This is a genomic window from Leifsonia sp. PS1209 (assembly GCF_012317045.1).
In the GTDB taxonomy this organism is placed as follows: Bacteria; Actinomycetota; Actinomycetes; order Actinomycetales; family Microbacteriaceae; genus Leifsonia.
Window position 1 is genome coordinate 3,132,101 of the sequence record NZ_CP051154.1, and the last position, 11,987, is coordinate 3,144,087.

Below are 11,987 nucleotides of genomic sequence, written 5' to 3' on the forward strand. Positions count from 1 at the left end.
GGTGAAGGGGTGCCGGCCCGGGTGGGGCACTCCATGGAGTACAACACCCGGACCGGCGTGGTAATGCCCGAACCGGGATTACCAGCGAGCCGGATTTACCAGCGGTAGTGCGCGAAGGCCTTGTTCGACTCGGCCATCTTGTGCGTGTCCTCGCGACGCTTGACAGCGGCGCCGAGGCCGTTCGACGCGTCGAGGATCTCGTTGGTGAGGCGCTCGGTCATGGTCTTCTCGCGACGACCCTTGGCGTAGCTGGTGAGCCAGCGCAGCGCGAGCGTGTTCGCGCGGTGCGGCTTGACCTCGACGGGGACCTGGTAGGTCGAGCCGCCGACGCGGCGGCTGCGGACCTCGAGGGTCGGGCGGACGTTGTCGAGCGCCTTCTTGAGCGTGACGACGGCATCCTGACCGGACTTGGAGGCGACGCCTTCGAGCGCGTCATACACGATGCGCTCAGCGAGGCCCTTCTTGCCGTCGAGCAGGATCTTGTTGACGAGCTGGCTGACGATCGGTGCGCCGTAGACCGGGTCTGCGACGACGGGGCGCTTGGGAGCTGGACCCTTGCGAGGCATTACTTCTTCTCCATCTTCGCGCCGTACCGGCTGCGAGCCTGCTTGCGGTTCTTGACGGCCTGGGTGTCCAGCGCGCCACGGACGATCTTGTAGCGAACACCGGGGAGGTCCTTCACACGACCGCCGCGGACGAGCACCATCGAGTGCTCCTGCAGGTTGTGGCCCTCACCGGGGATGTAGGCCGTGACCTCTGTCCCGTTGGAAAGCTTGACGCGAGCCACCTTGCGGAGAGCCGAGTTCGGCTTCTTCGGGGTGGTGGTGTAGACGCGGGTGCACACGCCGCGCTGCTGGGGGTTGGCCTTCAGGGCGGGCGCCTTGGTCTTTGTGACCTTGGGGCTGCGGCCCTTCCGAACCAACTGCTGAATGGTTGGCACTGAACTTCTCCTTATATGGACTGCACGGTGACAGGTGTTGCTTCCCCGAGCCAGGGCACGCCCTGCTGGGCGTGTCTTTTCTCAGGGGGACCGATCGACGTTCAGAAGTGTTCGTCATCGATATGCCGTGGGGGCTGGACTCCCGTGCGGTTGTCCTGCCCATCGGATGAGTACGTGCCTGCCCACTCGCGGTGGCCATTCCTGGGCACCAGACGAGCGCGCGACAGAGCGCACACCCGATAAATCTTAGCTCGCGGGCAGCGCCCGGTCAAATGGATGCGGGTGCGCGCGGCGCGTCTGCAGCCCGCGATCTCCCCGCTGGGAGTATACGGCGAAGCGCGGGCATCCATCGTGGATGCCCGCGCTTCGCGGTGGAGGCGGCGAGACTCAGCCGCCGATGCCCTTGGCGAGCTCGCTGTCGACGTTCTGCAGTGCGTCAGCGGCCTTGGTGAGGAACTGCGACATCCCGTCGAGACCGTTCACCGCGTCGGTCGTGCCCTTGGTGAACTGCTCGTACGAGGTGTGGAATGCGCCCGAGGCCTGGTCGGTGACGAAGCCGCCGTTGACGAGTCCGTTGACCAGGTTCTGCAGTTCGTGGAGCTTGGCGGTGATGTCGTCCTTGCCCGAGATGAGGCGGTTGGCGGCATCGGTCATCTCGCCGTACGTGACGTTCATGTTTGCCATGATGTCGTTCCCTTCGTGTTGTCCGAGAGGCCAACCCCTCGGCCGACCAGTGATATCAAACTATCCGTGGATGCTGGTGGAGTGGAATGGGGAGCACTCCCCATGCGCCTCCCCCGGCGGTCCCCTACGCGGCGGACTCCCCGGAGCCCAGCTCCTCGCCCGCGCGCCAGAACTGCGTCGCGCAGACGATGCCCGCGACGATCAGCACGAGGCCGAGCGCGACGAACGAGAGCGTCCAGGGCAGCGCGTCTGCGAGCTCGGCGCTGGAGGAGGTCGGGCCGACGGCGGAGGACAGCGGGGTGAACGCGAGCACCAGGATCACGCCGCCGAGGCCGGAGAGCCAGAGGTCGAAGCGCCAGCGGTAGTCGAAGAAGCGCCAGAAGCGGCGGCCGGGCGCATCCACTCCCTGCTGCACCTTTCCTGCGGCCTGCGCGCGGTAGAAGGAGAGCTTCTTGATGAGCGAGGTGATCGCTGCGACGGTCACGCCGAAGCCGATCGAGCCGTAGATGACCCAGTAGCGCGAGAAGTCGTTCTCGTCGCCGACGCTCGCCGGCCAGCCGCCGGTGAACCAGGAGACGACGGGCACCACGACGAGGAGCACGGAGATCAGCAGGCCGACGACGATCCAGAAGACGTGCCAGCCGACGGGGAGGACGCGGAACCGGGACACCATGCTCGCCGACGGCAGCACCGTGTCCGGAGGCGCCGGGTTGCGCTTCATCGCACCCCTGCGCAGCTGCTCACCGGCGACGAGGCCGCACATCGCGAGCAGCAGGATCACGCCGGGGGTCGCGCCCATCGCGACGGCGGCGACGCCGCGGATGCCGTCGAGCGAACCGTCGTCCGGGCCTCCGGCGACGGCGGTCATCACGAGACCGCCGCCGACCAGCAGCACGAACGCGATGGCGGCGAGGATGCCCCCGCCCACGCTGAGCACACGCCCGAATGCCCGGTTCGATGCCGCGACCCGCTCCCTGCGCTGTGCGAGCGCCTCCTCGGTCAGTTCGTCGGTCACGAGACCTCCTCGGTCTGCAGTTCGGCCCAGGTGAGGGAATCGACGATCGCGTCGAAGAAGAGCGTGTACAGCTCGGGGTCGTGGGCGGTGGGGGCGGAGACGCTGACGGTCAGCAGGCCGGCGTCCGCCGGGTACGGCACCGAGTATTCGAGGTAGAGGGACGGCTCGCGCGTCTCCCCGATGACGTCCTCGCCGATCTCCCGGATGCGGGCGACCGGTCCCGTGCGCTGCTCGATGAGCTGCGCGCCGGGCGTCGCGGCGGCGAGCCGTTCGGCGAGAGGGCGCTCGGCGTCGACCTCCTCCGGCCACGCGCGGTCGCGCGCGATGAGGGCTGCGGGCAGCGGGATGCCGGGGAGGACTTCGAGCGACATCCAGAACGCGGTGGCGCCGGCGGCCCGCGCGCGCTCTGCCGTGCTCACCAACTCCTCGCGCGCATCCCGTCTCATCCGCGCCAGGCGGTCGTTGCGGCCGACCTGCTGCAGCACCAGGGTCCGGATGCGCTCGCGCATGGTCTCCTCGTCGACCAGCGGGATGTCGGCCCAGGTGCCGGGGAGGATGATCGAGTACGAGCCCTGCGGGGAACGGGCGGTGTACGTCATGCGTCCACCCTGTCCGCGAGGGTGACGGTGAGCGTCGCGACCAGCGCCTGCACGTCGGAGGCCATATCGGTGAACACGCCGAGGTTCTCCGCCGACGCCACGAACTGCACGACCTGTGCGGCGTCCGGCGGGTAGACCACCGCCACGACCCGCTCCTCCAGCTCGGCGCCGCCGTCCGGGAGGGCGTGGGCGATGAGGTTGTGAGATCCGACCAGTTCGCCGGCGTCCACGGCGGAGCGCCAGGTCTGTACGGCGAAATAGCTCTGGCCGGAATCCGGCTCGACGACGGGAGCAGCGAGCGCCTCCTCGTACTGGTCCGGCGTTCCGACCAGCTCGACGGGGGCGAGCGAGAAGACGAGTGCCGCTCCTGCCCGGCCGATCTCCGGGTACGGGATCCAGACCGCCGCGGTCATCGCCGGGTTGCGCATCTCGCGGAAGCGCGAGCGCGCGAACGCGAGTTCGTCGGCGAGCTTGGCGCGCATCCCCTGGTCGTCGACGAGGGATGCGGCGAGGTGCGCCGGCCAGTCCGGGTCCGAGGCTTCGGCGAGCGGCATCGGATACCAGCGCTCCGGAGTGCCGATGCTGAAGTCGACGATGTCGCGCCGTGTTCCGTTCGCCGTCACTGAGCCTCCCCTTCGCCCACCGGTACCCTACCCGCTACTTCGTGCCGTTGTTGGCGACGTTCCAGACGTCCTTGACCACGCCGACCGTGCTGCTCGTTGCTCCGCCGATCTTGTCGTAGTCGCCGGGGACGAACGACGAACCGGTGTCGATGGCCTGCCCGATCGGGTTGTTGGTGAAGCCGGAGACTGCGCCCGTGACCACCTTGACCGTGTTGTGCACCTGGTAGAGGGTCGCGGCCCCCGCGGTGAACTTCATGCCGTTGGTGAGCAGGCTCGGATCCGCCTTGGCCAGGTTGTAGAAGCCGACCAGGTCCTTGTTGATGCCGAAGCCCTTGCTGATGCTGAGGTTCAGGCCGGGGAACGCCTCGCGCGCCGCTTCCTTGATGAGCTCTGGACCGGACTTGGTGCCGGACTGGAACGCGGTGAGCGCCGCCTTCTGCGCATCCGTGCGGATGAACGGGGACTTGAACGCGTCGGAGAGCGGCTTGCTCAGGGCCTCGTTGGCCTTGGTGGCGCTCATGAAGTCCGTGCTGTGCCTGCTGACCCCCTGCAGCCGCGACAGCTGGCGGCTGTCGGTGATGCCGGTGCGGACGATGGCGGTGGCGCGGAGGTTCTTGGCCACCATCGCGAAGATCTTCCCGCCGAACAGCGTGAGCACGCAGCCGACGGCGGCGAACGCGACATCCCACCAGGAGCCGTCGCCGTTGATGACCTTGACGATGGACTCGACCAGGTCGATGATCGCGCCGATCGCGCCGAGCACGATCAGGATCTGGCCGAGGATGGGCACCCAGGCGAAGAAGATCGCCAGCACGCCCGCCCACTTGCAGATGGTCTTGAAGATGCTGAAGACGGTGGAGCCCCAGTCGTCCCAGAACGAGTCCTTCAGGCCGTGATTGTTCTTGTCGACGACGTTGACGATGGCGGCGATGGCGGTCTCGGCGGCGGAGTTCTTCGCATCCAGTGCCGTGTGCCACTCCGCGTGCGCCGCCCGCAGGTCGGCGTCGGCTGCGTCGGCGGCATCCTGAGACTTGGTGGCCGCCGTGGATGCCGTTGCCTTGTCGGCGTCTGCCGCGGTGTCCGCTGCATGCTGCGCGGTGGTCGCCGCGTGCTTGGCGGTGTTTGCCGCCTCCTGCTTGCTCTCGATGTGTGCGATGGCGGTGGTGGCCGCATCCTGGGCCGAGCGCAGGGACGACGAGTACGTGATGAGGGCGTCCGCGGTCGTGCGGTAGCGGTCGTGGGCCTTGTCGATGTCTCCGGCGACATCCTTCGCGGAGTCGCGGAACGCGTCGATGGCCTTGCTGACCATCTGGTCGACGTCGCCGATCTTCTTCAGCGTGGTGACCGAGCGCTGGATGGCGTCGGCGATCTCGGCGTAGTGGCGCGCCTTGGACAGCACCAGGTCCGGGTCGCCCTTGAGCGGCTGGTATTCGACGTCACTCATCTGCGTCTCCTAGTTCTTCGCCGGCGCTGCCGGGTAGTCCTGCGACTTCGCCGCGTCTTCCAGTGCGGTGGCAAGCCCCTCGTCCACCTTGGTGAAGCCGTCCGTGACTCCCGCGACGGACTTGGAGAGGCTCTCCACCGACTCGGTCATCTTCTTGCGCTTGTCGTTCCACTTGTGGGCGAAGTCGCGCACGTGGCCGGAGAGTCCGTCGTGGCCGGTGGCGTCCGCGACGGCGTCACTGAAGTCGTCTGCGCCCTTGAACTCGGAGACGATGGCCTCGAGGTCGGACTTGAGCTGTCCGAGCAGTTCCAGGTCGAGCTTCAGATCGGTCATGACGTTCCCCTCCGTTTTCAGGCTGTAGCCAACCTACCGAGCGCGGCATGGTGAGGCGATGGGGAGCAGTCCCCATGCAGCGACGTGCATGTATATAGGTATCGTTCTTTGCGTGCGCCTCAAACTCACGCTCTCCCGCCCATCCGGTGCCGGCGATGACATCGTCGTCACCGCAGACGCCGCAGCCAGCATCTCGGAAGTCGCCGCGAGCATCCGGCGTGTCGACCCGCGCGGCGGGAAAGGGCCGGTCACCGACGACAGGGCGCTGACCCTCCGCGCCGCCATCCCCGGCCAGGCGGAGACCCTCGTGCTGCCACCGGATGCGCCGATCGGCGAGGCCTGGATCGGGAGCGGGGCGACGGTCAGCCTGGCGGACGCCGGGGTGTACTACGCCCCGAGCGACCTCGGCGACGCGCCGGCGGTCGCGACGGCGCAGATCCTCACCGGCCCCGACGCCGGGCGTGAGTTCCCGCTCCGGCCGGGAACGGCCCTCCTCGGCAGGGACGACAGCTGCGACATCGTGCTCAACGACCCGCTGGTGTCGAAGCGGCACGTGCGCCTCGAGGTGGGCGACGGCGTCGAGGTGATCGACCTCGGCTCCGCCAACGGCGTGGTGGTGGACGGCGGCATCGTGACCCGCCTCACCGTGCGAAGGCCGGAGACCCTGCTGATCGGAGACACCGAGGTGCGCATCGCGGTGTCCGGGCTGTCCGGCATCCCCGCTGCTGCGCCGAAGGCCGGACCGGTCTTCTTCAACAGGTCGCCGCGGGTGGAGCAGCGGTACGCGGGCCAGGTGTTCCAGGCGCCGGAGGTGCCGACGGAGAAGGACGACCCGCCCTTCCCGCTGCTCGCGATGATCACGCCGCTGCTGCTCGGCGGGGCGATGTTCGCGCTCACCCGCCAGCCGACGTCGCTGCTGTTCGTGCTGCTCTCCCCGGTGATGCTCATCGGCAACTACATGACCGGGCGCACCCGCGGCAAGCGCAAGCTCAAGAAGGCCATCGCGGTCTTCGACAAGCGACTGGATGCGCTCACCGCCAAGCTGGACGCCGAGCGTCTCCGCGAGGTCGAGCTCCGGCGTGCGGAATCGCCGACGACGCACGCCGCCCTCGCGGACGCCGTGCAGCGCGGCCCGCTGCTCTGGACCAGGCGCCCCGAGCACTGGTCGTTCCTCAACCTGCAGCTCGGGATCGGCTCGATGCGGTCGAGGAACACCATCGCGAGCAATGATCGCGGCGAGATGATCGTCGAGTTCCAGGAGCGTCTGGACGCGGTCATCGACGCCAACGAGCGCGTCTCGGACGTCCCGGTGCTCGACAACCTGTTCGAGTCCGGCGCGCTCGGCATCGCCGGCCCGGCCGAGCACATCGCCGGGTCGGTCAACTCGACCCTGGTGCAGCTGACGGCGCTGCACTCCCCCGCAGAGCTCGTGGTCGCCGCCCTCGTCTCCCCGCGCTGGTCGCGGGAGCTGGAATGGCTCAAGTGGATGCCGCACACGTCGTCGCCGCACAGCCCGCTCGCCGGAGGCCACCTCGCGGACAGCGCTTCCAGTGCATCCACTGTCCTCAGCGCGCTCGAAGGGCTCGTGGAGGAGCGGCTGGCCCGCGCGAAGGGCCCGCAGCGCCGCGGTGCGATGGAGCAGGAGCGGGCCGCGATCGAGCGCGGGGCCGAGGTGGGCAAGTCGCAGACCGTGGACGGGACTCCGTCGCCCGTTCCCGCCGTGGTGGTCGTCATCTCCGGCGACGTGGCGATCGACCGGCCGCGCCTGGTGCAGCTGGCGGAGGCTGCCGCCGATGCCGGCGTCTTCCCGATCTGGCTGGACACCGACGTCGCGGCTCTTCCCGCCGTCTGCCGCACATACGTGGCGCACGCGGAGCGGGACGACCGCGCGACGGTCGGCTTCGTGCGCATCGGCGAGACCATCGACGACGTTGTCACCGAGCCCGTCGACCGCGCCACAGCGCTCGACTACGCCAAGCGCATGGCCCCCGTCATCGATGCGGGCGCGCTCGTCGCCGACGCCAGCGACCTGCCGCGCAGCATCTCGCTCGTCAGCCTGCTCGGCCACGACCTGACCGAGTCGTCCGGCGCCGTCATCGACCGCTGGAGGCAGAACGCCTCCATCCACGACAGGTCGGGCGCGCGCCCCGTGAAGCGCAGAGCGGGCACCCTGCGGGCCATCATCGGCTCCGCCGGCGTGGATGCGATGCACCTCGACCTGCGCAGCCAGGGCCCGCACGCCCTCGTCGGCGGAACGACCGGCGCGGGCAAGAGCGAGTTCCTGCAGGCCTGGGTGCTCGGGATGGCCGCCGAGTACAGCCCGGACAGGGTCACCTTCCTGTTCGTCGACTACAAGGGCGGCTCCGCCTTCGCGGACTGCGTGAGCCTGCCGCACTGCGTCGGCCTGGTCACCGACCTCAGCCCGCACCTGGTGCGCCGTGCGCTCACCAGCCTGCGCGCCGAACTGCACCACCGCGAGCACCTGCTCAACCGCAAGAAGGCGAAAGACCTGCTGGAGCTGGAGAAGCGCGGCGACCCGGAGTGCCCTCCCGCGCTCGTGCTCGTGATCGACGAGTTCGCCGCGCTCGTCGGCGAGGTGCCGGAGTTCGTGGACGGCGTGGTCGACATCGCCCAGCGCGGACGGTCGCTCGGCATCCACCTCATCATGGCCACGCAGCGTCCCGCCGGTGTCATCAAGGACAACCTGCGCGCGAACACCAACCTGCGCATCGCGCTCAGGATGGCGGACGAGTCCGACAGCCAGGACGTGGTCGGCGTCTCGGACGCCGCCCACTTCGACCCGGCCATCCCCGGGCGCGGCATGGCCAAGACCGGCCCGGGCAGGCTCGCCCCGTTCCAGTCCGCGTACGCGGGCGGCTGGACCAGCCGAGAGCCGGAGCGGGCGGGCGTCGAGGTCGCGGAACTGCGCTTCGGCGGCGAGATCCGCTGGGAGGAGGAGGGCTCCGGCCGCGAGGAGGAGCGCGACCTCGGGCCGACGGACCAGCAGCGCCTCGTGACCTCGATCGTGCGGGCGCAGGGCGAGGCCCGCATCCCGTCGCCGCGGCGTCCCTGGCTGGACGAGCTGGCCGCGGTCTACGACCTCGGGCTGCTGCGGCAGCGCACGGACGCCGAGCTGCTGCTCGGCGTGAGCGACGTGCCGGACAGGCAGCAGCAGCTGCCGGTGTACTTCCAGCCGGATGTGGACGGCAACATAGCCATCTACGGCACGGGCGGCGCGGGCAAGTCCGCTGCGCTCCGCACACTGGCGTCGTCCGCGGCGATCACCCCGCGCGGCGGTCCCGTGCGCGTCTACGCGCTCGACTTCGGTGCAGGCAGCCTCCGGATGCTCGAGAAGATGCCGCACGTCGGCTCCGTCATCCCCGGCGACGACGCCGAGCGCATCATCCGACTGTTCCGGATGCTCAAGGAGGAACTCGAGACCCGAGGGCCGCGGTTCGCGGAGGCCAACGCCTCCAGCATCACCGAATACCGCAGGCTCACCGGGCGCCAGAACGAGGCGCGCATCCTGCTGCTGATCGACGGATTCCCGAACTTCCGCGAGGACTTCGAGATCCCGGCGGGACGCTCGCAGTGGTACGACGTGTTCAAGGACATCCTCAGCGACGGCCGCCAGCTCGGGATGCACGTCGCACTCACCGGTGACCGCGCCGGCGCCGTCCCCACCGCGATCCGGTCGCTCGTGCAGCGTTCCGTCGTGCTGCGGCTCGCCGACGACGGCTACGGGATGCTCGACGTGCCGAACGACATCCTGGGCCCGTCCTCCCCTCCCGGGCGCGCGATCGTCGACGGCTACGAGACGCAGCTCGCGGTGCTGGGCGGGAGCGCATCCGTGTCGGACCAGTCCGCGGCGACGACGCGCCTGGCGGAGGCGATGGTGCGGGCCGGGGTGCAGGAGACGCCGCCGATCGGCTCGCTGCCCAAGGAGTTCGCCATCGAGACCCTCCCGCCGTCGCACGACGGGGCACCGGTGCTCGGGGTCAGCGACCTCGACCTCGGGCCGTTCGGGTTCGAGCCCGCCGGGACGCTGCTCGTCGCGGGCCCTCCGGCGAGCGGTCGGTCGACCACGCTGGCGGCGCTCGCGGCCTCTGTGCTGCGGTTCGACCCGCAGGCGCGGCTCTACTACCTGGGCAACGCGCGGTCGGCGCTCGGGCGGGCGAGCCACTGGACAGACGCGGCGACGACGCCGGAGACCGCGGCGGCGCTGGCGAAAGACCTGGTCGCCGCCGTCGCCGACCCGGACACGGAGGGGCGCATCGCGGTGATCGTGGAGAGCATCGGGGACTTCCTGCAGACCCCGGCCGACTCCCCCATCGTCGAGCTCGTGCGTGCCGTGCGCCGCAGCGACCACCTGCTGGTCGCCGAGGCGGAGTCGAGCGCCTGGGGGTCGTCCTGGCCGCTGCTCGGCGAGGTGAAGAACGGCCGCCGTGGTCTGCTGCTGCAGCCGGACTCGGTCGAAGGCGACCTGCTGCTCAAGACGCCGCTGCCGAGGCTGAACCGCTCCGAGTTTCCTCCCGGGCGCGGCGTCTACATCGCCAAGGGTCGCTTCGCTCGCGTGCAGGTGCCGCTGGTCGGGGAGTAGAGAGAGGCGCGGGTGCCCGCTACTTCTCCTTCTCCCACGGCCAGCGCGGGCGACCGCGCTGCTGGAAGCGGCCGACGAGGACGAGCTGGTACAGGAGCGTGACGACGAACCCGGCGATGCCGACCGTGATCGCGTAGATGCTGCCCAGCTGCCCGACGGCGAACAGGACGTACGCGAACGGCTGCGACGGATCGCCCGCCGCCCCGGCGACCCCTCCGGCGACGATGAACACGAAGTAGCAGGCGAACCCGACGGCCAGCGCGACGCCCGGCGAGATGCGCTGCTTCTCCGCCGGGACGCGCGTGCCGATCACCAGGAGGAACACGAACAGCATCAGCGTCGCGCATCCGGTCATGATCGGTCCGACGAGCGGGCCGATGTCCGGGTCGGCGATCACGTCCGTGTTCGTCGCCAGCGAGATCAGCCCGAAGGCGGCGACCACCAGCGCCAGGTAGAGGATCGTGGCGAAGGCCGAAAGGACGGCTGCGTACGCACGATACTCACGCATGAGTGGAGTCACGCATCACTGGAGTCACGCAGGGCGGTGCGTGCCGGTCAGTACCCCTGCGGCGTGGCGTACGCGGCGACGGCCTGGTTCTGCGCGTCGGCGAGCTGCTGGTCGTATGCGGCCTGAGCTTCTGCGTTGCGGATCTTGAGCTTGCGGCCGCGCGCTGCGAGCCACGCACCCGTCCACATCGAGATCTCGCGCGCGATCACACCGGCGAGCACCGCGAACGGGGCGACCCAGAGACGCTGAACGACCACGACGGCCTCGTTGGCGGTGAGCGTCCAGACGTGGAGGTCGACCAGCGACGCCCCGACGTACGCGAAGTAGACGAACAGCGCCACGAACAGGCCACCGAGGATGTAGGCCCACCAGCGGGCGCGGTTGATGATCTGGATGAGGACGACCATGCCGACGAAGAACGCCACCACGGGCACCCACCCGGCGGACTGCGACAGGAAGAAGCGCGACAGCGACTCGGCGAACTGGTCGGTCGGGGTGAGGGCGTAGCCGACGAGCACGACGGCGATCACCCACAGCACCGCGAACACGACCGTGCCGACGAGCGCGATCAGGATGCCGAAGCCCCTGTTGCTCTTCTTCTTCGGCGGCTCCGGGCGCTGCACGTAGATCGGCGTGACCGGCTGCGCGTACCCGGGGGCCGGAGCTGCGCCGGGCTCGGGAGCCCAGGTGGCCTCTCCTGCCACGGGCTGGGCGGTCGGCTGCCCGGTGGTGGGCTGGGCGGCGGTGGCCGCCTCTGCCGCGACGATCACGGGCGTGGCCGACTGGGCGGGGGATGCGGTGTCCACCGTGGCCGTTCCGGCTGCGGCGGCCGCCGGCACGTCTCCGGTGTGCGAGCGGGCGACGGCGGCGGCGATGTCGTCATCGGTCGCGACGACGGGCTCCGGCTCCGTGACCTTGGCGGGAGTGCTGGGGGCCGGAGTCGCGGGGACCTCGGTGGCCGTGGCCTCCTGTGCGTCTGCGGCAGGCGCATCCGGTCGGTTGACGTGGCCGCGCGCAGACACCGGGCTCGACGGCGGGTCGACGACCTCAGGGTCGGTGTCGCGGGGCTCGGTCGCTGCGGGCTCGGCTGCTGCGGGCTCTGCCGCTGCAGTCTGGGCGGGGGCCGTCGCCGGCGCCGTTCCGGCCGTGGTCGGCGCATTCTCCCCCGCGGGCTCCGCGGCTGCGCCGTTGTTCCGCGCAGATTCCGGCGTCTCGCTCATGGTGCCACTCCTCGATCGGCC

11 protein-coding genes are annotated in these 11,987 nt (G+C 69.9%); 1 reads left to right on the plus strand and 10 read right to left on the minus strand.

All coding sequences use genetic code 11. From position 1 onward, the window contains the following. Nucleotides 1-95 precede the first annotated feature (95 nt). The 8 genes from rpsG to HF024_RS14980 form a co-directional block, all read right to left on the minus strand. Nucleotides 96-566 carry a 30S ribosomal protein S7 gene (gene rpsG, locus HF024_RS14945; protein WP_055894744.1) on the minus strand — a complete coding sequence of 157 codons (471 nt, stop codon included), beginning with the start codon at nucleotides 564-566 and terminating at the stop codon, nucleotides 96-98. Beyond that, a complete protein-coding gene (gene rpsL / locus HF024_RS14950; protein WP_055787040.1) occupies nucleotides 566-940 on the minus strand; it encodes a 30S ribosomal protein S12 in 375 nt (124 codons plus the stop codon). The genes rpsG and rpsL overlap by 1 nt, the downstream gene beginning before the upstream one ends. A gap of 387 nt (nucleotides 941-1,327) precedes the next feature. Then, a complete protein-coding gene (locus HF024_RS14955; RefSeq protein WP_085368822.1) occupies nucleotides 1,328-1,624 on the minus strand; it encodes a WXG100 family type VII secretion target in 297 nt (98 codons plus the stop codon). A gap of 124 nt (nucleotides 1,625-1,748) precedes the next feature. Continuing rightward, a complete protein-coding gene (locus HF024_RS14960) occupies nucleotides 1,749-2,639 on the minus strand; it encodes a hypothetical protein (protein ID WP_168690048.1) in 891 nt (296 codons plus the stop codon). Further along, nucleotides 2,636-3,238: a hypothetical protein gene (locus HF024_RS14965; protein WP_168690049.1), complete on the minus strand. Its 603-nt coding sequence runs from the start codon at nucleotides 3,236-3,238 to the stop codon at nucleotides 2,636-2,638. The genes HF024_RS14960 and HF024_RS14965 overlap by 4 nt, the downstream gene beginning before the upstream one ends. Then, complete coding sequence (locus HF024_RS14970) at nucleotides 3,235-3,861, minus strand: hypothetical protein (RefSeq protein WP_168690050.1); 627 nt, start codon at nucleotides 3,859-3,861, stop codon at nucleotides 3,235-3,237. The genes HF024_RS14965 and HF024_RS14970 overlap by 4 nt, the downstream gene beginning before the upstream one ends. Nucleotides 3,862-3,895: 34 nt before the next feature. After that, nucleotides 3,896-5,305 carry a putative T7SS-secreted protein gene (locus HF024_RS14975; protein ID WP_085368826.1) on the minus strand — a complete coding sequence of 470 codons (1,410 nt, stop codon included), beginning with the start codon at nucleotides 5,303-5,305 and terminating at the stop codon, nucleotides 3,896-3,898. 9 nt (nucleotides 5,306-5,314) lie between these two features. Continuing rightward, entirely contained in the window at nucleotides 5,315-5,638 is a 324-nt protein-coding gene (locus HF024_RS14980; RefSeq protein WP_085368827.1) for a hypothetical protein, read from the minus strand. 112 nt (nucleotides 5,639-5,750) lie between these two features. Here HF024_RS14980 and HF024_RS14985 point away from each other — a divergent pair, with 112 nt between their 5' ends. Next, nucleotides 5,751-10,238: an FtsK/SpoIIIE domain-containing protein gene (locus tag HF024_RS14985; protein WP_168690051.1), complete on the plus strand. Its 4,488-nt coding sequence runs from the start codon at nucleotides 5,751-5,753 to the stop codon at nucleotides 10,236-10,238. Between the two features lie 19 nt (nucleotides 10,239-10,257). Here HF024_RS14985 and HF024_RS14990 read toward each other — a convergent pair whose 3' ends face one another. Both HF024_RS14990 and HF024_RS14995 read right to left on the minus strand, forming a co-directional pair. Beyond that, the gene (locus HF024_RS14990; protein ID WP_168690052.1) at nucleotides 10,258-10,746 is read right to left on the minus strand and encodes a DUF6121 family protein; all 489 of its coding nucleotides are present in this window, start codon (nucleotides 10,744-10,746) and stop codon (nucleotides 10,258-10,260) included. Nucleotides 10,747-10,793: 47 nt separating this feature from the next. Beyond that, complete coding sequence (locus tag HF024_RS14995; RefSeq protein WP_085368830.1) at nucleotides 10,794-11,966, minus strand: hypothetical protein; 1,173 nt, start codon at nucleotides 11,964-11,966, stop codon at nucleotides 10,794-10,796. Between the last annotated feature and the right edge of the window lie 21 nt (nucleotides 11,967-11,987).

What these genes read in the sequence shown, in the direction of transcription:
- HF024_RS14990 (WP_168690052.1), bottom strand. Translation starts at nt 10,746, where the DNA reads ATGCGTGAGTATCGTGCGTACGCAGCCGTCCTTTCGGCCTTCGCCACG.
- HF024_RS14980 (WP_085368827.1), bottom strand. Translation starts at nt 5,638, where the DNA reads ATGACCGATCTGAAGCTCGACCTGGAACTGCTCGGACAGCTCAAGTCC.
- HF024_RS14975 (WP_085368826.1), bottom strand. Translation starts at nt 5,305, where the DNA reads ATGAGTGACGTCGAATACCAGCCGCTCAAGGGCGACCCGGACCTGGTG.
- HF024_RS14965 (WP_168690049.1), bottom strand. Translation starts at nt 3,238, where the DNA reads ATGACGTACACCGCCCGTTCCCCGCAGGGCTCGTACTCGATCATCCTC.
- HF024_RS14955 (WP_085368822.1), bottom strand. Translation starts at nt 1,624, where the DNA reads ATGGCAAACATGAACGTCACGTACGGCGAGATGACCGATGCCGCCAAC.
- rpsG (WP_055894744.1), bottom strand. Translation starts at nt 566, where the DNA reads ATGCCTCGCAAGGGTCCAGCTCCCAAGCGCCCCGTCGTCGCAGACCCG.
- HF024_RS14995 (WP_085368830.1), bottom strand. Translation starts at nt 11,966, where the DNA reads ATGAGCGAGACGCCGGAATCTGCGCGGAACAACGGCGCAGCCGCGGAG.